Source organism: Marinovum sp. (assembly GCF_034669705.1).
GTDB lineage: Bacteria > Pseudomonadota > Alphaproteobacteria > Rhodobacterales > Rhodobacteraceae > Marinovum.
In genome coordinates this window covers 33,191-53,122 of the sequence record NZ_JAXMOR010000033.1, presented here as the reverse complement: position 1 = coordinate 53,122, position 19,932 = coordinate 33,191, and the positions used below count along the sequence as shown (strand labels likewise).

General features: G+C 66.7%; 16 protein-coding genes, 2 tRNA genes and 2 pseudogenes. 6 read left to right on the top strand and 14 right to left on the bottom strand.

Annotation, left to right across the window (positions count from 1 at the left end):
• Positions 1 to 125 precede the first annotated feature (125 nt).
• From VOI27_RS18895 to ychF, 4 genes and pseudogenes are all read right to left on the bottom strand, one after another.
• Positions 126 to 791, bottom strand: a pseudogene (locus tag VOI27_RS18895) (IS256 family transposase); the annotation flags it as partial.
• A gap of 407 nt (positions 792 to 1,198) precedes the next feature.
• Positions 1,199 to 1,345 (bottom strand): annotated as a pseudogene (locus tag VOI27_RS18890) (transposase); the annotation flags it as partial.
• A 297-nt stretch (positions 1,346 to 1,642) separates the two neighbouring features.
• Positions 1,643 to 1,732, bottom strand: a tRNA-Ser gene (locus tag VOI27_RS18885).
• Positions 1,733 to 1,855: 123 nt separating this feature from the next.
• Positions 1,856 to 2,953: a redox-regulated ATPase YchF gene (ychF, locus tag VOI27_RS18880; RefSeq protein ID WP_323767412.1), complete on the bottom strand. Its 1,098-nt coding sequence runs from the start codon at positions 2,951 to 2,953 to the stop codon at positions 1,856 to 1,858.
• A 167-nt stretch (positions 2,954 to 3,120) separates the two neighbouring features.
• Between ychF and trpA the strand changes: the two genes are divergently transcribed.
• Positions 3,121 to 3,912 carry a tryptophan synthase subunit alpha gene (gene trpA, locus VOI27_RS18875; protein ID WP_323767410.1) on the top strand — a complete coding sequence of 264 codons (792 nt, stop codon included), beginning with the start codon at positions 3,121 to 3,123 and terminating at the stop codon, positions 3,910 to 3,912.
• Here trpA and VOI27_RS18870 read toward each other — a convergent pair.
• Together VOI27_RS18870 and VOI27_RS18865 are read right to left on the bottom strand one after the other, a co-directional pair.
• On the bottom strand, positions 3,881 to 5,446 hold the full coding sequence (locus VOI27_RS18870; protein ID WP_323767408.1) for an ATP-binding protein: 1,566 nt from the start codon (positions 5,444 to 5,446) through the stop codon (positions 3,881 to 3,883). The two genes, trpA and VOI27_RS18870, sit on opposite strands and share 32 nt — an antisense overlap.
• A 64-nt stretch (positions 5,447 to 5,510) precedes the next feature.
• Positions 5,511 to 6,056 (bottom strand): heme NO-binding domain-containing protein, encoded by a 546-nt coding sequence (locus VOI27_RS18865; RefSeq protein ID WP_323767406.1) that lies wholly within the window; start codon positions 6,054 to 6,056, stop codon positions 5,511 to 5,513.
• A 124-nt stretch (positions 6,057 to 6,180) separates the two neighbouring features.
• Between VOI27_RS18865 and VOI27_RS18860 the strand changes: the two genes are divergently transcribed.
• On the top strand, positions 6,181 to 7,347 hold the full coding sequence (locus VOI27_RS18860; RefSeq protein WP_323767404.1) for an alpha-hydroxy acid oxidase: 1,167 nt from the start codon (positions 6,181 to 6,183) through the stop codon (positions 7,345 to 7,347).
• 117 nt (positions 7,348 to 7,464) lie between these two features.
• On the opposite strand, the gene VOI27_RS18855 is transcribed toward VOI27_RS18860, so the two are convergent.
• Together VOI27_RS18855 and VOI27_RS18850 are read right to left on the bottom strand one after the other, a co-directional pair.
• On the bottom strand, positions 7,465 to 8,064 hold the full coding sequence (locus VOI27_RS18855; protein ID WP_323767402.1) for a GNAT family N-acetyltransferase: 600 nt from the start codon (positions 8,062 to 8,064) through the stop codon (positions 7,465 to 7,467).
• Positions 8,054 to 9,211, bottom strand: coding sequence for an MFS transporter (locus VOI27_RS18850; protein ID WP_323767400.1), 1,158 nt, complete (start codon positions 9,209 to 9,211; stop codon positions 8,054 to 8,056). Before VOI27_RS18850 ends, VOI27_RS18855 begins: the two co-directional genes overlap by 11 nt.
• Before the next feature lie 202 nt (positions 9,212 to 9,413).
• Between VOI27_RS18850 and VOI27_RS18845 the strand changes: the two genes are divergently transcribed.
• The 3 genes from VOI27_RS18845 (at position 9,414) to VOI27_RS18835 (ending at position 11,256) form a co-directional block, all read left to right on the top strand.
• Positions 9,414 to 10,058 carry a 50S ribosomal protein L25/general stress protein Ctc gene (locus VOI27_RS18845; RefSeq protein WP_323767418.1) on the top strand — a complete coding sequence of 215 codons (645 nt, stop codon included), beginning with the start codon at positions 9,414 to 9,416 and terminating at the stop codon, positions 10,056 to 10,058.
• Positions 10,059 to 10,172: 114 nt separating this feature from the next.
• The gene (pth, locus tag VOI27_RS18840) at positions 10,173 to 10,865 is read left to right on the top strand and encodes an aminoacyl-tRNA hydrolase (RefSeq protein WP_323767398.1); all 693 of its coding nucleotides are present in this window, start codon (positions 10,173 to 10,175) and stop codon (positions 10,863 to 10,865) included.
• A gap of 19 nt (positions 10,866 to 10,884) precedes the next feature.
• Positions 10,885 to 11,256, top strand: a complete 372-nt coding sequence (locus VOI27_RS18835; RefSeq protein WP_323767395.1) for a DUF2237 domain-containing protein — start codon at positions 10,885 to 10,887, stop codon at positions 11,254 to 11,256.
• Between the two features lie 264 nt (positions 11,257 to 11,520).
• On the opposite strand, the gene VOI27_RS18830 is transcribed toward VOI27_RS18835, so the two are convergent.
• The 3 genes from VOI27_RS18830 to VOI27_RS18820 all read right to left on the bottom strand — a co-directional run bounded on the left by VOI27_RS18830 (position 11,521) and on the right by VOI27_RS18820 (position 15,520).
• Entirely contained in the window at positions 11,521 to 13,404 is a 1,884-nt protein-coding gene (locus tag VOI27_RS18830; protein ID WP_323767416.1) for an acyl-CoA synthetase, read from the bottom strand.
• A 122-nt stretch (positions 13,405 to 13,526) separates the two neighbouring features.
• Positions 13,527 to 15,320: an ABC transporter transmembrane domain-containing protein gene (locus VOI27_RS18825; protein ID WP_323767393.1), complete on the bottom strand. Its 1,794-nt coding sequence runs from the start codon at positions 15,318 to 15,320 to the stop codon at positions 13,527 to 13,529.
• Positions 15,321 to 15,446: 126 nt separating this feature from the next.
• Positions 15,447 to 15,520, bottom strand: a tRNA-Gly gene (locus tag VOI27_RS18820).
• Between the two features lie 200 nt (positions 15,521 to 15,720).
• On the opposite strand from VOI27_RS18820, the gene VOI27_RS18815 reads away from it, so the two are divergent.
• Complete coding sequence (locus VOI27_RS18815) at positions 15,721 to 17,619, top strand: amylosucrase (protein WP_323767391.1); 1,899 nt, start codon at positions 15,721 to 15,723, stop codon at positions 17,617 to 17,619.
• 4 nt (positions 17,620 to 17,623) lie between these two features.
• Here VOI27_RS18815 and VOI27_RS18810 read toward each other — a convergent pair whose 3' ends face one another.
• The 3 genes from VOI27_RS18810 to VOI27_RS18800 all read right to left on the bottom strand — a co-directional run bounded on the left by VOI27_RS18810 (position 17,624) and on the right by VOI27_RS18800 (position 19,871).
• Positions 17,624 to 18,289, bottom strand: a complete 666-nt coding sequence (locus tag VOI27_RS18810) for an SOS response-associated peptidase (protein WP_323767389.1) — start codon at positions 18,287 to 18,289, stop codon at positions 17,624 to 17,626.
• Complete coding sequence (locus tag VOI27_RS18805) at positions 18,289 to 19,485, bottom strand: class I SAM-dependent methyltransferase (RefSeq protein ID WP_323767387.1); 1,197 nt, start codon at positions 19,483 to 19,485, stop codon at positions 18,289 to 18,291. Before VOI27_RS18805 ends, VOI27_RS18810 begins: the two co-directional genes overlap by 1 nt.
• Before the next feature lie 80 nt (positions 19,486 to 19,565).
• Positions 19,566 to 19,871, bottom strand: a complete 306-nt coding sequence (locus VOI27_RS18800) for a DUF1992 domain-containing protein (RefSeq protein WP_323767385.1) — start codon at positions 19,869 to 19,871, stop codon at positions 19,566 to 19,568.
• Positions 19,872 to 19,932: the final 61 nt, after the last annotated feature.

The following is a 19,932-nucleotide window of genomic DNA, read 5'->3' as shown; positions in this document are numbered from 1 at the left end:
GATCTGCCACTTTGGGCCGTCCTGGCGAGCGCATCTTGTCTCGGGTGCTTCGATCCGAAGCTCGTTTGTGTGTTGTCATCACAACCTCCAATCTGGAACCGTTGCGACGACCAGTTGAATCCGCCCTGTATGCCCCGCAGGCCGCGCCGAGTGAGCGTGCGTAAGAAGTCAGCACAGAACGTTTCGGCATCGGATGGCATGACGGTGATGCCTAGGATTTAACGGCGCCCGTCGGTGTTGACCGCGACAGCCACTATCACGGCCATAGAGACGATCCGTCCGCCTTCACGCAGCTTTACATGGGTGGCGTCGAGCCACAGGAAGGGCCAGTCGCCTTCCAGAGGGCGGTTCAGGAATGCCTGCACTCGCTCGTCGATCTCCTCGCAAAGGGGCGATACGTGGCTCTTCGAGGTTCCCGTCAATCCCATTGCGCGAACCAGGTCGTCCACCGCACGGGTGGATACTCCTTGGATTTAGGCTTCCTGAACCACCGCCATCAGCGCCTTCTCGGCGGTACTGCGGGGTTCAAAGAAAGCCGGAAAATGGCTGCCCTTGCGCAGCTTCGGGATGTTCAGGCCGATGGTGCCCGCGCGGGTGTCCCATCGCCGCGGCCGGCAGCCATTCCGCTGGTTATCCCGATCCGGGCTGCGCTCGACGCGCCCGGCGCCGCAAACGGCGGTTACCTCGATGTCCACCAGTCGTTGGGCGGCGTCCTGGATCAGATCGCGCAGAAAATCCGTGTCATCGCTCTTGGCGATCACACCCGGAAGGTCAATCAGGGTCTCGGTCATCGTGCTCTCTTTCGTTGTCATCGGTCGTTGAACAACCTCAGACTACAAAGAAGCGCGGTGGCCGCCAGCCCGGCCGCGTGCTGAGCTACGCCAAAAAGCTCCGCGCGCGGCCTCTTACACCACTCCGTGGGGCACTACCTGCGAACTATACTATGGGCTTTCTGAACGTACTATCGCTGCCCGCGCGTAGGTCTGGTTTCTCCTGCTCCTTGATTATTGATCCTGGTTGCAGCGAAAAGATGGTTTGAGATTTGGGCATCGTCGTGGCTTTGAATGACCGGTCTGGCGACATCGGCTGCAACGCAGCGATGCGCGTGCCGCACCTGCAAACAGATGCTGCGTCAGCAAACACCGGGAAGGGCAACGGCGGCTAAGTCCGCATAGCGCCCATTCGTTCGCCGCCGAGGTTCCGCGAACTTCTTCTTCCAGGCGTAGAGCGAATACGGGCTGACCCCGAGACGCTCCGATACTTCCCTCACCGGGTAGCCCCGCTCGGTGATCTGCGCGAGCGCGTCCCGCTTGAACTCATCGCTGACCTTGCTGCTGCTCATCATGGCCTCCTTGCCTCAAAATTAGCGAAGGCGGCGTCCACGATACACGGGGCTATTCAGACTTCGAGGCGATACTCCGCATCGCGCCGCGCATATTGGATCTCGGTGATTCCGACGCCGTTTGGGTAACCGGCTATAAAGACGTATCCACCATCCGGTTACCGTGTGAATGCGGCAATCGATACAACGAGTTCCGGCAAAGTCCTTAGTGATCCTTGCCGAAGTGGAGGAAGCAAAGGGGGATAACACACCGCACAAATCCGAAAGACACAATAAAATCAGACATATGTACAGCAATGGTGGCGGAGACGAAGGGATTCGAACCCTCGAGACGGTTTCCCGCCTACTCCCTTAGCAGGGGAGCGCCTTCGACCACTCGGCCACGTCTCCGCCGACGCGTATAGCCAAGCAGGTACCGGGAGTACAAGGCGAAATTGGCAAGTTTCTGAAAAACCATTCCTCGCCTAGCACCGATCCCTCCGGCGGGACCGGCGTCGACGCCGCGACCAGGCCTCAGGTGTTGAACAGGAAGTGCATCACGTCACCGTCCTGGACCACATAGGTCTTGCCCTCGGCGCGCATCTTGCCCGCCTCCTTGGCGCCCTGCTCGCCATTGCCGGCGATGTAATCGTCATAGGCAATGGTCTCGGCGCGGATGAAGCCCTTCTCGAAATCGCCGTGGATCACCCCGGCGGCCTGCGGCGCACGGGTGCCTTCGCGGATCGTCCAGGCGCGGGCCTCCTTGGGGCCGACGGTGAAATAGGTCTCGAGGTGCAAGAGGTCGTAGCCGGCGCGGATCAACCGGTCGAGGCCGGCCTCTTCGAGACCCATCTCGCTGAGGAACATCTCGGCCTCCTCGGCGTCGAGCTGGCTGATCTCCTCCTCGATCTGAGCCGAGATGATCACGTGACCGGCCCCCTGCTCGGCGGCCATCTCGGCCACCTTGGCGGAATGTTCGTTGCCCTCGGCGGCGCTGCCCTCGTCGACATTGCAGACATAGAGGATCTTCTTGGCGGTCAGCAGCTGCAGGGTTCTCCAGGCCTTGGCGTCCTCGGCGTCAACCTCGACGAGGCGCGCCGGTTTGCCCTCTTCGAGCATCGCCTGGGCCGCGGCGAGCAGACGCTCCTGCTGGGCGGCCTCTTTGTCGCCGCCCTTGAGCTTGCGCACCAGGCCGGCGCGCCGCTTCTCGACGCTTTCGAGATCGGCGAGCATCAGCTCGGTCTCGATCACATCGGCATCGGCCACCGGATCGACCCGGCCGTCGACATGGGTGACGTCGCCATCCTCGAAACAGCGCAGCACATGGGCAATGGCGTCGGTCTCGCGGATATTGGCGAGGAACTGGTTGCCGAGGCCCTCGCCCTTGGAGGCGCCCTTTACCAGGCCGGCAATGTCGACAAAGGTCATCCGCGCCGGAATGATCTGTTTCGACTGGGCAATTTCAGCCAGCCTGTCGAGCCGCGGGTCGGGCACCGCCACATCGCCCACATTGGGCTCGATGGTGCAGAAGGGAAAATTTGCGGCCTGCGCCGCCGCGGTGCGCGTGAGCGCGTTGAAAAGCGTCGATTTGCCCACATTGGGCAGGCCGACAATCCCCATCCTGAAGCCCATGGGAGCCGCTCCTTTGTCTGATGTCGCAGCGCTTCTAGGGGGGCTGCGGCGCGAAGGCAAGCGGTGGCGCCCCTCCCGTCGGCGCAGGGTTCGGTCAGGCGCACTGCCCCATTGCCAAGACGGCGTAAATTCGGCACATGGCTAGGACGAAACCGAAGGACAGCCCCATGACCCGCATCGACGCCAAATTCGCCGCTCTGAAAGACCAGAACCGCAAGGCTTTCGTCGCCTATGTCATGGCCGGCGATCCCGACTTCGACACCTCGCTGGCACTGGTGCGCGGCCTGCCTGCTGCCGGCGTCGACGTGATCGAGCTGGGCCTGCCCTTCACCGATCCGATGGCCGATGGCCCGACCATCCAGCTGGCCGGTCAGCGCGCGCTCGGCGCGGGCATGACACTCGACCGCACGCTGGAACTGGCCCGCCGCTTCCGTGAAGAGGACGACAGCACGCCGATCGTGATGATGGGCTATTACAACCCGATCTATGCGCGCGGCGTCGACACCTTTCTTGCGCAGGCCCGCGAGGCCGGGATCGATGGTCTGATCGTCGTCGACCTGCCGCCCGAGGAAGACGAGGAGCTCTGCCTGCCGGCCCAGGCGGCGGGGCTGAACTTCATTCGCCTGGCCACCCCCACCACCGACGACAAGCGCCTGCCGAAAGTGCTGACCAACACCTCGGGCTTTGTCTATTACGTCTCGATCACCGGGATCACCGGCGCGGCCGAGGCGCAGGCCACCGACGTCGGCCCCGAGGTGGCGCGGATCAAGGCCAAGACCGACCTGCCGGTGATCGTGGGCTTCGGCGTCAACTCGCCCGAGAAGGCGCAATCGGTGGCCTCGGTGGCGGACGGCTGCGTCGTGGGCTCGGCCATCGTCAAGCGCATCGGCGACGGCGAGAGCGTCGCGGACGTGCTGGCCTATGTCGCTACCCTGGCCGAGGGCGCGCACCGGGCCTGAGGCCCCGGCCGCCCGCATCCGGACGGCGCGCGGTCAGCACGTCGGCCATGCGCTGCACCAGCACCTCGCGCTTGACCGGCTTGGCGACGTGAGCGTCGATGCCGCGGCGCAGGTACTCCTCGACCTGGTGGGTCATGGCATTGGCGGTCAGGGCAATCACCGGACAGGCGGCGCGCCCCGCGGCCTGCTCATGGGCGCGCAGGCGCGACACCGCCTCGAGCCCGCCCATCACCGGCATGTTCACATCCATCAGCACCAGATCGAACCGGGCGGCGCTGAATGCCGCCACCGCCTCGGCGCCGTTCTCGACCATGGTCATCGCCAGCGGGTAGCGTTTCAGCAGGTGATGCAGCACCAGCCGGTTGGTCTTGTTGTCCTCGGCCACCAGCACCTTCCATGGCTGCGCGCACAGCAGCCGCTCGGCCTCGCGCGGGCCCAGCGCGGTGGTGCCCTCCGGCAGAACGCCGGCGCCGACGTGGAAGCTGGCGACAAAGACCGCCCCGCCCTCGGAGGGCGCATGGAACACCAGATCCCCCGCCATCAGCGCGCAGATCCGCCGGGCGATCCACAGGCCCAGCCCGGTGCCGCCGTGACGCCGGGTGATCGAGGCGTCGGTCTGCGAGAACGGTTTGAAAAGCCGGTCGCGCTTGTCCGCGGGCACGCCGGGGCCGGTATCGCTGATCCGCACCTCGAGCCGCGCGCGACCGGTCTTGTCCGGCACCCGCAGTCGCGCCTCGAGCCGGATGCTGCCGCGCAGGGTGAACTTGACGGCGTTGGAGACAAGGTTCGAGATCACCTGTCGCATCCGGGTCGGATCGGACATCACCCGGCAAGCGGCATCGAAATCGAAGCGACGCTCAAAGCTCAGCCCCTTTTCCTCGGCCTTGAGCGCGTAGAGCCGGCACACCCCTTCGAGCAGCTCGTGGAGATTGAAGCCGACCTCCTCGATCTCCATCTGCTCGGCCTCGATCTTGGACAGGTCGAGGATGTCGTTGACGATCGACAAGAGCGCCTGACCCGAGGCGGTCATCACGTCGAGCATGTCCTGTTGCGCCAGTTCCAGCCCGGTGTCGCTCAGCGCCTCGGCCATGCCGAGCACACCGTTGAGCGGGGTGCGGATCTCATGGCTGATCATTGCCAGAAAGGCGGTCTTGGCCGCATTGGCGCGTTCCGCCTCGGCGGTGGCGCGGGTCAGCTCGGCAGTGCGTTCGCGCACCTGGTCCTCGAGCGTGGCGGCCTGGCGCTTGAGCGCGGCATTGGCATCGAAGAGTTCCCGGCTCTTGTTGTCGAGCAGGCCCTCGGCCTCTTCGCGCGCCCGACGCTCGCGCAGGTAGCGGCGGCGCGAGACCGGCCCGTCCTGCGGAGGGGCGGGCGCATGTGCTGGTGCGCCGCGCGCCTTCACCGGCTGGGCGGACGCCTTCGGCGGCGCGTAGGACGCTTTCAGCGGCGCGCTCGGCGCATCCAGCGGCAAGGCGGGCGCATCCAGCGGCAAGACCGGCCCATCTGACGGCGGGTCCGGTCCGACCGGGGGCACATCCGGTGCCTCCTGCGACGAGACCGGTGCATTCTGGGGCGAAGGCGGATCGCCGTTCACCGCCCTACCCCGTCAACCGCACGTGAAACCGGGCGGCCCGCGCCGCCGCATCGCCGAATTCGGTCACCGCGATCTCGGCCGGCTCGCCGAAATGCGCCACGCAGGCCTCGATCATGCCGTGGCAGAACGGCACCAGCGGGCGTTCCGAGCGATAGGTCATGGTCAGCGCCCGCGTGCCGTGCCACTCGACCTCGAACACCGGCAGTTCGGCGTCGGGATAGAGCTTGCGCACCTCGACATGCACCTCGTTCTCGATCGCATCGAGCATGGCGAGGGCATTGGGCTTGTCGGCAAAGAACCCGGGATAGCCCTCGACAAAGCGGCCGTGAACCCATTGGCCGAACTGGCGCTGCAGATCCGGCACCGGGATCGCGGTCTGCTCGCTGATCGCACCGACGATGCGCATCAGCTCGCCGCAGGGATAGTTGCCCACCGCGCTGTAGGCGCCGTCGCTGTCCAGCGCCAGGGTATCGAGGATATCGTCAACCGCATCCTCGCCCAAGGCGTGTTCCGCCATGCTCAGCAATTCGGTAAAAACCATGCCCTTCATGCGCCGTCTCCACTTCTAGCGCCTCCGGTCTAGCGCAGAGAGGTAAAAAGGCGCTTAAACCCCACTTGCGAGAAAACCGCCAAACCGGTAAGGAAACATTACCAATTCAGCAAGTGAGCCGCTCATGCCCGTGATTACCTCGATCGACGACCTCAAACGCCTCTACAAGTCGCGGGCGCCGAAGATGTTCTATGACTACTGCGAATCCGGCAGCTGGACCGAGCAGACCTTTCGCGAGAACACCTCGGATTTCGACCAGATCCGCCTGCGCCAGCGGGTGGCGGTCGACATGTCGAACCGCACGCTGGCGACGCAGATGGTGGGTCAGGACGTGGCGATGCCGGTGGCACTGGCGCCGGTGGGGCTGACGGGGATGCAGCATGCCGATGGCGAGATCCACGCCGCCCGCGCGGCCGAGAAATTCGGCGTGCCCTTCACCCTGTCGACAATGTCGATCTGCTCGATCGAAGACGTCGCCGAGAACACCACCAAGCCGTTCTGGTTCCAGCTCTACACCATGAAGGACGAGGATTACGTCCGCCGGCTGGTGGAACGGGCCAAGGCGGCAAACTGCTCGGCGCTGGTGATCACCCTCGACCTGCAGATCCTCGGCCAGCGCCACAAGGACCTCAAGAACGGGCTCTCTGCCCCGCCCAAGCTGACCCCGGCAGTGATCGCCGATCTCGCCACCCGCTGGCGCTGGGGTCTCGGCATGCTGCAGACCGAGCGCCGCGGCTTCCGCAACATCGTGGGTCACGTCAAGGAGATCTCCGATCCGGCCTCGCTGATGGCCTGGACGGCGGAAAATTTCGACCTCACCCTCGATTGGGCCAAGATCGCCAAGCTCAAGGAGATGTGGGGCGGCAAGGTGATCCTCAAGGGCATTCTCGATGCCGAGGACGCCAAGATGGCGCTCAAGGTCGGCGCCGATGCCATCGTGGTGTCGAACCACGGCGGCCGCCAGCTCGATGGCGCGCTGTCCTCGATCCGGGTGCTGCCCGAGATCCTCGATGCCGTCGGGGATCAGGTCGAGGTGCATCTCGACAGCGGCATCCGTTCGGGCCAGGACGTGCTCAAGGCGGTGGCGATGGGGGCCAAGAGCACCTTCATCGGCCGCGCCTATGTCTACGGCCTGGGCGCCATGGGCGAGGCCGGTGTGACCCGGGCGCTGGAGGTGATCCGCAAGGAGCTCGACGTGTCGATGGCGCTTTGCGGCAAGCGCGACATCAATGATGTCGATCGCGATATCCTGCTGGTGCCGGAGGATTTCGCCGGGCGCTGGCAACGCTGAGGCCGGCGCCTTTGGCAGGCCGGGGTGTGGGGGCTCTGCCCCCGTCGCCTGCGGCGCCTCCCCCGAGGGTATTTTTGAACAGAAGAAGTCCTGGAGAGGCGCGGCAGGCCGCGGGCCTCAGGGGGTGAAGAGCGGGATGTGGGGGCCGGCCGTGGGTGGCAGATCGCCGGTCAGCCGGGGGTCGTCGCCGACGGTGACGCTCTGTCTGAACGGGGTGAAGCCGCTGCGGCGGTAGAAGCCCAGCGCCTGCGGGCTGTCAAGCTGGCAGGTGTGGACGTGGAACAGGTCGATATCGGCCTTGAAGGCGCGGTGCGTGGCAAAGGACATCAGCGCCCGGCCGACGCCCTTGCCGATCAGCGCCGGGGTGAGACCGAAATAAGCCAGCTCGCAGGCGCGGGGCTCGCGGAAATCGAGCTCGAGCAGCCCCTCGGCGCGGCCCGCGTGCTCCACCGCATAGACCTCGACCGCCGGGTCGGCGAGCGTTGCGCCGAGCGCGTCCTGGCTCAGCCGCAGCCGCGAGAACCAGAGCCAGTCGGCACCGCCCACCCTGAGGAAGAGATCGCGGTACCAGGCCGGATCGGGGGCGGTGATGCGGCGGAGGGACTGGCCCGGCGGCATCTCGGCGGCCGGCATTGACGGCGGGCTGCGCATTTCCAGATAGGTGGTGACCTCGACCACCTTGCCGGGGGGGATGTCATAGGTGCCGTCAGCCAGCATGGCCTCTCCTGTCCTGGGCCGCGAGAAGCGGGGCGAGAATGAAGGTGATGAAGAGCAGCGCGCCGCCCATGGCGACGAAGGACCAGCCGAGGCCGATCGCCTCTGAGACGAAGCCCATCACCGGCGGACCGATGAAAAAGCCGCTGTAGCCGATCATCGAGACCCGGGCGATGGCGGCGGTGCGGGCGCGGTTGCCGACGTTGCGGCCGACGTGGGAAAACGCCATCGGCGCCACCACAGAGACCCCGAGCCCCAGCACCGCGAAGCCGGCATAGGCGAGAGCCAGCCCCTCGGCGAGGCCGGCGGCAAAGGCGCCCATCGCCGAGAGTGCGGCGGCCAGTGCCAGCACCGTGATCTCGCTGTAGCGGGTGACCAGCGCCTGTCCGCCGAGCCGCCCCAGCGCCATGGTGGCACCGAGGATCGCGGGGCCGAGCGCGCCTTCGGTGGCACCGCCACCGAGGCTGCGTTCGAGATGCAGCGCCGACCAGCCCTCGGTGGCATTCTCTGCCATGAAGCCGATCAGGATCACCAGCCCGCCGAGCAGGATCAGCCCGCGGGCGGCGGCGCCGCGCGGGTCGGCCGCGTCGTCGAGCGGTTGGGCGCGGTCGGCCAGCGCCAGCCGGACCAGCGCCAGGTTGACCAGAGCGATCAGCGCAAAGACCGCCACCGGTGGCCAGCCCAGCTCGCGCAGCAGGCCGGCGGTGAGGGCCGAGACCGCGTAGGCCATGGAAAAGACCGCATGGGCGAAGTTCATCAGCGGCCGTCCGCGGCGCGCCTCGACGCCCGAAATCCGCGCGTTCATCACCACGTCGAGCGCGCCGGTGGCGGCGGCCGCGAACAGCAGCAGCGGTGCGAAACCGATGGGTCCGGTGGCCAGCCCCGGCAGCAGGAAGAGCCCGCCCGCCGCCAGCGCCAGCGCCGCCATGGTGCGCTGGCCCAGCCGGGCGTCGAGCCGCGGCGCCAGCCACATCGCCAGGATCGTGCCCATCGCCGCCACCAGCAGGCAGAGGCCGAACACCCCGTCAGAGACCGCGATCCGCGCCTTGATGCCGGGCACCTGGGCGGCAAAGGCGCCCCAGAGCAGCCCCAGCGTCAGGAAGCAGGAGAGCGGCGCGCGGGCGGCGCGGATATCGTCACGTGAAATCATCGCCAAGCCGTGCCATGACAGCGGCGTGCTGGCAATCGGCAAAAATCGCGGTCCGGGGCCGGCCCGAAATCCTGGCCAGGACCCTGCTCGCAAAACCTGGCCGGAAATGGGGTTTCCAATCGGCGCGATCCGGTCTATACGCGCGCCTTCACGCGGGGATACAGCCTTGGAGGATTCCCGCCTTGTTTTAGGAGAATATGACATGGCTGGTGAGATCCCAGATCTTATTGCCCAGGAACGTACGGGGACAGGCAAGGGCGCCGCTCGTCAGGCCCGCCGCGACGGCATGGTTCCGGGTATCGTTTTTGGTGGCGAGACTGATCCGCTTCCGATTCAGGTGCCGTTCAACGTGCTGCTCAAGCGCCTGAAGGCAGGCCGCTTCAAGTCGACCCTGTTCAACCTCAAGGTTGAGGGTCACGACGACGTCCGCGTGATCTGCCGCGACGTGCAGCGCGACGTGGTCAAGGACCTGCCGACGCACCTCGACCTGATGCGCCTGCGCCGCACCACCAAGATCAACCTCTTCATCCATGTTGATTTCATCAACGAGGACGCGGCCCCCGGCATCAAGAAGGGCGGCGTTCTGACCGTCGTTCGCCCCGAGGTCGAGCTGGTTGTGACCGCCGGTGACATCCCCGATCACATCACGGTCGACCTGACCGGCATGGACATCGGCGACATCGTGCACATTTCCGACGTGACCCTGCCGGAAGGCGCCAAGCCGACCGTCGAGCGTGACTTCGTGATCTGCAACATCTCCGCCCCCTCGGGCCTCAAGTCCGCGGATGACGGTGACGAGGATGTGGACGCCGACGAGGTTCCGGCGACCGAGCAGACCGAAGACTGATCTTCGCTGCGACCGAATTGAGCAAAAGCCCCGGGCGCAGGTCCGGGGCTTTTTGCATTGAAGCCCGGGCAGGAAAGCGGGCACAAACGGAACAGGGCCAGAGGAGCGGAGCAGATGCAGATTTTCGTGGGTTTGGGCAATCCCGGCGGCGAGTATGCGGGCAACCGGCACAATATCGGCTTCATGGCGGTCGACCGGATCGCCGAGGATCACAGCTTTGGCCCGTGGAAATCGCGCTTTCTGGGCCGGGTGGCCGAGGGCCGGCTGGGCGGCGACAAGGTGCTGCTGCTCAAGCCCGACACCTACATGAACCGCTCGGGTCAGTCGGTGGGCGAGGCGATGCGCTTCTACAAACTCGAGGCCGATGACGTCACCGTGTTTCACGACGAGCTTGACCTCGCGCCGGGCAAATGCCGGGTCAAGACCGGCGGCGGCCACGCTGGGCACAACGGCTTGCGCTCGATCCACGGCCATATCGGCGAGGCCTATCACCGGGTGCGGCTGGGGATCGGCCACCCGGGGCGCAAGGAGCTGGTCTCGGGCTATGTGCTGCATGATTTCGCCAAGGCGGATGCCGACTGGCTCGAGCCGCTGCTGACCGGCATCGGCCAGGGCGCGCCAGAGCTGGCGGCGGGTGACAGCGCCAGGTTTCTCAATGCCGTGGCGTTGCGGGTGGCGCCGCCGCGCAGCTCGACCTCGCCCAAGGCCAAGGCCCCGACCCGGGCCGGGCCGGCGGCCGCCGCGCCGTCAGAGCCCGAAGAAGACACACGCACGCCGTTGCAAAAGCTGGCCGACAGGTTCCGCTGAGCCGGCCACAGGAGGCACCATGCAGAAAGATCCTTCGATCAATGTTCTGGGCGAGGCGCTCGCGCCCTGCTCTGCCGAGCCGCTCACCGGCTTTTTCCGTGACGGGGCCTGCAACACCTGCGCCGAGGATCGCGGCAGCCACACGGTCTGCGCGGTGATGACGGCAGAGTTTCTGGCGGTCTCGAAATACCTCGGCAACGACCTGTCGACGCCCCGGCCGGAGTTCGGCTTTGCCGGGCTCAAACCCGGCGATCACTGGTGTCTCTGCGCCGGTCGCTTCCTGCAGGCCCATGACGAGGGCTGCGCGCCGAAGGTCAACCTCGCCGCGACGCATCGCAAGGCCCTGCAGATCGTCTCGCTCGAGGTGTTGCGCGAAAACGCGGCCGGCTGAGCCACCAACAAAGACAGCGAGACCCCGTCCCGTCCCCGCGCTGGGACCTCTTGGCATCAGGTATCTCAGGCCCCGGCCGCGCCGCCCCGTGGCGGACGCCCGCGCGCCGCCCGAGCGGGCGCGCCGCGTCCCGGACCTGATCCTGGACGTCTATGTCGGCAACAAGATGCGGGCAGAAAGCTCGACGCGTCCCGGCCTCCGGGCCGGGACCTCGCCCTTTCGATGGAGAGGCCCCGGGTCAGGCCCGGGGCGCGGCGGGGGGGCTCACTCGGCCCATTCCCAGGGTCGCGTATAGGCGCCGAGCACATGGCTCACATCTTCTTCACGGGCCACGCCGGACTTGGCGATCCGGGCCACAAGTCCGCGTTTCTTGTCGTCGATCACCTCGGCGACATGGGCGTTGACCCCCCGTTCTGACAGCGCCGCGTCATAGACCCGGGTGATTGCCATCTTGCGCAGGTGGGGCTTGAACACCTTGCCGACCGCCGTCTTGGGCAGCTCGTCGAGGATAGCAAGGTGCTTGGGGATCGCGGCGCGCTCGTGCACGTGCTCCTTGCAATGCGCCATCAGCTCGTCTTCGGTGACATTGCCGCCGGCCACCAGTTCGACAAAGGCGCAAGGCAGCTCGCCGGAATGCGCGTCGGGCTGGCCGATCGCGCCGGCCATGGCCACTGCCGGATGCGACAGCAGCGCATCCTCGATCTCGGCCGGGTCGATGTTGTGGCCGCCGCGGATGATCAGGTCCTTGGCACGGCCGGTGATCCAGAGATAGCCGTCTTCGTCGATGCGTCCGAGATCGCCGGTGCGCAGATAGATGTCCTCGTGGAATAGATCGTGGTTCTTGTCCTGCTCGGTATAGGTCGAGCCGGCATAGACGCCGGGGTTGGCCACGCAGATCTCGCCGATTTCGTCGACCGCGCATTCCTCGGGGCCGTTGCCGGCGCGCTTGACGATCTTGACGTGGCTGTAGGGCAGCGGCACGCCCACCGATCCCACCTTCTTGAGCCCCTCGGTCGGGTTGACCGAGACCAGGCAGGTTGCTTCGGTCAACCCGTAGCCCTCGATGATCTGCACATTGGAGGCGCTCTCGAACCGTTTGAACAGCTCCAAAGGCATCGGCGCCGAGCCTGAGAAGGCCGATTGCACCGTGGAGATATCCGCATCCACCGGCCGCTGCATCAGCGCCGAGACCGCGGTCGGCACGGTGATGATGAAGGTGATCTGCCAGCGCTCGATGAGCTTCCAGAAGTTGTCGAACACCCCCTCGCCGCGATAGCCGGCGGGCGTTGGAAACACCACCTGCGCGCCGGAACTGAGCGCCGCCATCAGGATCACATGCACGGCAAAGACGTGGAACATCGGCAGCGGGCACATGATGTTCGAGGTCTCGTCAAACAGCAGCCGGTCGCCGAGCCAGCCGTTGTAGATCATGCCGGAATAGAGATGCTGCGCCACCTTGGGCATGCCGGTGGTGCCGCCGGTGTGGAAATAGGCGCCGACCCGGTCCTTCTGGATGTCCTCGAAATCGAGCGTCTTGTTCTGCCGCTTCAGTTCGGCAACGAAATTCTTTACCGTGGCCTGATGCCGGACCGGGTTCTTCGGTCGCACCATCGGCACGATCCAGCTTTTCGGCGGGCTGAGATAGCGGTTGAGGTCGATCTCGAGCACATCGGTGACCCCGGGCGCCTGGCGCACCGCCTCGGCGACCTTCTGGCCGACATCGGTCTTGGGAAAGCTCTTGAGGGTGACCACGACCTTGGCGCCGGTCTCGCGCAGGATGGCAGCGATCTGCTCGGGTTCGAGCAGCGGGTTGATCGGGTTGACGATGCCGGCGATCATCCCGCCAAGCAGCGCGTAAGAGGTCTCGAGGCAGTTGGGCAGCACGAAGGCCACCACATCCCTCTCCTTGATGCCAAGGCCGCGGAACAGGTTGGCGGCCTGACAGACCTTGCCGTGCAGTTCCGACCAGCTGACCGTCTGCGCCGGGTCGCCGGGACCGGACATCAGCTGATAGCTGATCGCCGGACGGTCGGGAAAGCGTGTCCTGACCTTGTCGAGCAACCCGTAGATCGTGACCGGCACGTCACGCGCGCTCCACGGCATTTCGTTTTCAATCGCGTCGCGGTCGGCAACCGAGGCAAATCCCATCAATCTCTCTCCCATGCCCCGTCTTCTGCGGGCTCGTCATTGGTCGCAGGATGCGGGCGAACGGCGCCTCACGCAAGAGTGACGCATGGTAGCGCAAGGTCAGACGCTGCGTCCCTTTGGGGCTATTCCGCCGCGATCCCGTCGGTAAACTGCATGCGCGCCAGCCGCGCGTAAAGCCCGTCCTGCGCCACCAGCTGGTCATGCGGACCCACGGCGACGATGCGGCCCTGGTCCATCACCACGATGCGGTCGGCCTTCTTCACCGTCGCCAGCCGGTGCGCCACGATCAGCGTCGTCCGGTCGCGCGACAGCGCATCGACGGCGCTCTGCACCGCCCGCTCGCTTTCGGCATCAAGCGCGCTGGTGGCCTCGTCAAGCAGCAGCACCGGCGCGTCGCGCAGGATGGCGCGGGCGATGGCCACGCGCTGTTTCTGGCCGCCAGAGAGCATCACGCCGCGCTCGCCCAGCCCGCTGTCATAGCCCTGCGGCAGCTTCGAGATGAACTCATGCGCGGCGGCGGCGCGGGCGGCGGCCTCGATCTCGGCGTCGCTGGCCTCGGGGCGGCCAAACCGGATGTTGTCGCGCGCCGAGGCGGCGAAGATCACCGGGTCCTGCGGCACCAGTGCGATCGCCCGGCGAAAGGCGTCGCGGCGCATCGCCGAGATATCAACGCCATCAAGCGTGATCCGGCCCGAGGCAGGATCGTAGAATCGCAGGAGCATCTGGATGATCGTGGTCTTGCCGGCGCCGGAGGGGCCGACCAGCGCCACAGTCTCGCCCGGCGCGATATCGAGCGAGACCCGGTCCAGCGCCGAGACATCCGGCCGCTGCGGATAGGTAAAGCTCACATCGTCGAAGCGGATCGCCCCGGTGACCTTTTCCGGCAGCGGCAGCGGATCGGTGGGATCGTCCACCGCGTCCTCGGCATGCAGCAGCTCGACCAGCCGTTCGGTGGCCCCGGCGGCGCGCTGCAACTCGCCGAAGATCTCCGACAGCGCCGCCACCGAGCCCGCCACCATCACCGCATAGATCACGAATTGCACCAGCGACCCGGCGCTCATCTCGCCGGCGCGCACGTCGCGGGCCCCGATCCAGAGCACGCCGACCACGCCGGTGAACACCAGAAAGATCACGATGGCGGTCATCAGCGCCCGGGTGGTGATCCGGCGCTTGGCGGCATCCAGCGACTTGTCGGTGATGTCGGAAAACGCCCGGCGGGTCAGCAGCTCATGGGTGAAGGCCTGCACCGTCTGCACCGCCGTCAGGCTCTCGGAGGCGCTGCCAGAGGAGGCGGCAATCCAGTCCTGGTTCTCGCGCGAGAGCACCCGCAGGCGTCGGCCCAACGTCAGGATCGGCACCACCACGGCCGGCACGATCAGCAGCACCAGACCGGTCAGCTTGGGCGAGGTCAGGAGCATCAGCCCCATGCCGCCGGCAAAGATCAGCACGTTGCGCAGCGCGATCGAGATCGACGAGCCGATCACCGACAGGATCAGCGTGGTGTCGGTGGTGATCCGGCTGACCACCTCGCCGGTCATGATGTTTTCATAGAACGCCGGGCTCAACCCCATCACCCGGTCGAAGACCGCCTTGCGGATATCGGTCACCACCTGCTCGCCCAGCCGCGTCACCAGCGCGTAGCGCAGCGCCGTGCCGATCGCGAGAGCCGCGGCGATGCCCAGTGCCGCGCCGAAGTAGAGATCGAGCAGCGCGCCATCCTCGGCACGGAAATTGTCGACCACCCGGCGCACCGCCAGCGGCAAGGTCAAAGAGATACCGGCGGTCGCCACCAGTGCCAGAATCGACGCCACCAGCAACAGCCGGTAGGGCTTCAGAAACGGCCAGAGCGCGCCCAGCGCCCCAATGCGTTTCGACTTGTCCCGCTCTTCCTGCGGCTGGCCCATTCCACGCGGCATCCGGCGCTCCTCGCTGTTCCGGCAAGGGTGTATTGAATAGGGCGGCAAGGGGCAAGAGAGCCGCGCGGCGGGGGCGGCGATCTGTCCGGCCGGCGCCGATCTGTGCAGACGTGGGGGAAAGAGCTCTGGAGCGGGCGACGGGAATCGAACCCGTATCTCTTGCTTGGAAGGCAAGGGTCTTACCATTACACAACGCCCGCTCGGGCTGTGCCGGTGATTAATTCAAGCCGAAAGGCAGGTCAACAGGATCGCGCGAGATATTCCCGCCCCCCCGGCCCGCATCCGGCGATCCCTCCCCTGCCCGGCGGCATGGCGCCAGCTGCTTCAAAGCGCTTGGACACATTGCTCCACCGCCGCTACACTGCTTTCCTATCTTCCACAGCCTTTTCAGAGGATCGCCATGAGCGCCCATGTTTCTCCGGCCAGCGTCACTGATGCCGACATCTTCGAGATGCGCTACGCCCGCAGCCGCGACGATCTCTGGAGCATGCTCGACCGGCTCTATGGTGCTCACCCCGGCTATGACAGCTTCCGCCCGGCGCTCGATGCGACGCTGCGCCGCGCGTGGGACGACCGGCCCAGCGATCTCAAGCGGCTCGATCTGACCCGCGATCTCGAACCTGACTGGTTCCAAAGGCCGCAGATGACCGGCTATGTCTTCTATATCGACCGCTTCGCCGGCGACCTGCGCGGGGTGATCGACAAGCTCGACTACCTGTCCGGGCTGGGTATCACCTATGTGCATTTCATGCCCTGCCTCAAGCCGCGCCCCGGCGACAGCGATGGTGGCTATTCGGTGATGGATTACCGCGCGATCAATCCGGCCTATGGCGACATGGCCGATTTCGAGGCAGTGACCGCCGCCTGCCGCGCCCGTGGCATCAGCGTCTGCGTCGACATGGTGGTCAACCACACTGCCAAGGAACACGCCTGGGCGCAAAAGGCCCGCGCCGGCGATCCGGTGTTTCGCGACTATTACCTGATGTACGAGGACGCGCGCCTGCCGCAGGCCTACGAACAGTCCCTGATCGAGATATTTCCCGATACCGCGCCCGGCAGCTTTACCTGGTATGGTGACATGCAGCGCTGGGTCTGGACCACCTTCAACGAACACCAGTGGGATCTGAACTGGGCCAATCCGCAGGTCTTTCTCGAGATGCTCGCGACCATGCTGTTTCTCGCCAACCGCGGGGTCGATGTGCTGCGGCTCGACGCGGTGGCCTTCATGTGGAAACGCATGGGCACCAGATGCCAGTCGGAGCCCGAGGTGCACATGCTGCTGCAGGCCCTGCGCGCCGCCACCCGCATCGCCGCGCCCTCGGTGATCCACCTTGAAGAGGCGATCGTCGGCCCCGAAGAGATGCTGCCCTATCTCGGCCGTGGCGAACACGACGGCAAGGAGGGCAACCTTGCCTATCACAACTCGCTGATGGTGCAGGTCTGGTCGGCGCTGGCCGCGCGTGACACCCGGCTGATGACCCATGTGCTGGCCACGCATTTCCCGCCGGTGCTGACCAATGCCACCTATGCCACCTACCTGCGTTGCCACGATGACATCGGCTGGGCCGTGACCGATGCCGACGCCGCCGCGGTCGGGCTGAACGGCTATCTGCACCGCCAGTTCCTTGCCGATTTCTACGAGGGCGTCTTCCCCGGCAGCTTCGCCAAAGGCGCGCTGTTCCAGCACAACCCCGAGACCGGCGACAAGCGCAACAGCGGCACCACCGCCGCGCTCGCCGGGCTGGAGCGCGCCAGCGCCAGTGGCCAGACCCAGGACATCGGCCTCGCGGTCGACCGCATCCTGATGGGCCATGCGCTGATCGCGAGCTACGGCGGCATTCCCCTGATCTACATGGGCGACGAGGTGGCGCTGCTCAACGATCACGGCTACCGCGACAGGCCCGAGCATGCCCATGACAGCCGCTGGCTGCACCGCCCGAAGATGGACTGGGACCGGGTGGCGCTGGCCCGCGCCGCGCCAGAGAGCGCGCCGGGGCAGGTTCTGGCCGGGATCACCACGATCCTCGCGCGCCGGGCCGAGACGCCCGAGCTGCACGCCGGCAACGCCACCGAGGTGCTGCAGACCGGCAATCCGGCGCTCTTTGCCTTCGCCCGCCGCGCCCCCACCGGCAGCCTGGTCTGCCTGTTCAACTTCACCGAAACCTGGCAGGTGATCCCGGCGGACTGGCTTCAGGCCCAGGGTGCGCGACAGAGGGTCGATGTGCTGAGCCAATCCCCGGTCGGCGACAGCCACGGCGCGGTGCCGCTGCCGCCCTATGCGCGGGTCTGGATACGCTGACCGCCTAGGCCTGCAGCGGGGCGATCAGCGCTTCGCCGCTGGCCCGGTTGGAATTCACCTTCGGATCGACGCGGTAATACGCGAGCACGTCCTCGCCGGCCGGCTGCATCAGCGTCGCCGCGCCCTTGCCATCTTCGCCGAGCCAGAGCGGCCAGGCGTCCGCCTCCAGCACCACCGGCATCCGGTGATGGATCGCCTGCATCGGCGCATTGGCGGCGGTGGTCACGATGGCGCAGGTCCGCAAGGCCTCGCCGTCACGCTGCCAATCCTGCCAGACCCCGGCAAAGGCCAGCGTCCCGCCATCGGCGCGCCGGATGTACCAGGGCAGCCGCTTGCCCTCCGGGTCCTTGGTCCATTCATAAAAGCCGGTCGCCGGGATCAGGCAGCGCCGCGCGCGACAGGCGGCGCGAAACGCCGGCTTCTCGGCAATCGTCTCGGCGCGGGCATTGATCAGCAGCGGCCCGTCGGTCGGGCTCTTGTACCAATGCGGCAGGAAGCCCCAGCGCATCGGCGCCAGCCGGCGCTCCCCTTCTTCGGCGCGCACCGTGGCGATCTGCGTGGTCGGGCAGACGTTGTAATTCGGCCCCTCCGGCAGATCGTTCGCCGGCAGCGCGTCAAAGAGCTGCGCCATGGCGTCGTGCGGCAGGGTCACGGCAAAGCGGCCACACATCAGCCCGACCTCAGGAAACTGGAATAGAGCAGCAGCCCCCAGCCGGTCAGCCCCTCGGTGGCCCGCCCCCAGAGCGCCGCGAAACGCGCCTCCGGCAGCCCCGCCGCCTGAGCGATTTCGCCGAGGCACCGCGTGCCGTTGACCATCGCCAGCAGCCGGGCCGCCGCCCGCGGCAACTTCAGCTCGATGCGGCCGCCGCCGGTGGTCACCGGCACCGCGCGGCCCTCGGCCACCGCCCGGGCCAGCGCCGCCGGCGCCACGCCAATCAGATGCGGCACCAGCCGCGGATCGCGCCCGTCGGCCACCCGCGGCGCACCGCCGCCCACCGCATAGGCTATATGCACCCGCATGGCGCCGGAGAGCTTCTCGGCCAGCGCCATCCGCGCCACCGGGTCCATGCCCGCGGGCACCTGTGCAAACCGCCCCGGATCATACGCCGCCGGCGGAGTGAAGGACGACAACGCCCAGCCGGTCCGCTCCAGCACGTCCACCAGCGATGCCACGTCATAGGCCCGGTCCTGGCCGTGCAGCAACAGGTCGTAGAACCCGGCATCCGACGCCCGGTGATCGGTCAGATGCGGATTGCGCTTGAACGGATGCCCCTCTGGCAGCCTGTCGAACACCGCCTTCGCCGCCTTCAGCCGTTTCTTCGGCGGCAGATCGGCAAACAGCGCCCCAAAGGCCTCCTGCAGCGGATAGACCCCTGAACGGCCAAGCGGCGCATAGACCATGAAGCCCATCCCGCCGCCGGGCGCCAGCGCCGTGCGCAACGCGCGAAACCCGGCCTCCGGGTCGGGCAGGTGATGCAGCACCCCGCAGCAGTCGATGTAGTCGAATTCTCCGTGGTCCGCCGCCTCCAGCAGGCTACCGGTGTGAAACCGGATCGCCTCAAGCCCGCGCACCCTGGCGCGCGCCTCCGCCACCCGCCGCGACGCCTCCGACAGGTCGAGATAGGTGATCTCATGCGGGTGCCCCGCCAGCGCCAGGTAATGGGCGATCTGGATCAGCCCGTCACCGGTGCCGCCGCCCGCCACCAGCACCCGCAGCGGCGTGCGCCAGTCGCGCAGGCCGCCAAAGACGAAATGATCGAGCTCCACCGGATGTGACGGCGAGCCGGTGATCAGCCGATGCCGTTCATCCTCCGGGTCGCGCTCCGGATAGGGAAAGGCCTCGTAATGTTCCTTGACGCTGACCATCCCGATCCAACTCTTCTTCTGTTCAGAAATACCCTTGGGGGAAGGCCGCAGGCCTGGGGGCAAAGCCCCCGTCCCTCAGCTCACCGGAACGCCTTGCGCGCCAGCTCGATCCGCGCGTCCATCATCGAGATCTCCTTCAGGAGATCGCGCCGCCGCACCCGGTCACCGGTCTCGCGCAACTCCGCGCGCAGCCGGCGCAGCTCGCGCGACAGGCTGACGAATTCCGGCTCGCCGCCGCTTTCCTTCACCAGCCGGTTGAGCAGCGCGTTTTCGGGGTCGTCACAGGGCGGCAAGGGCTGGCCCGCGCCGGGCAGGTTGTCAAAGGCGCCCTGCGCCTCGGCCTCGCGAATGCGGGCGGAAATCAGATCGATCAGCGGATGGTCCATGCCACCAGTTTCGCCCAAGCGAGGAGCCCCCGCAAGGGGGCGAGGAGCGGCGCCTCGCAAG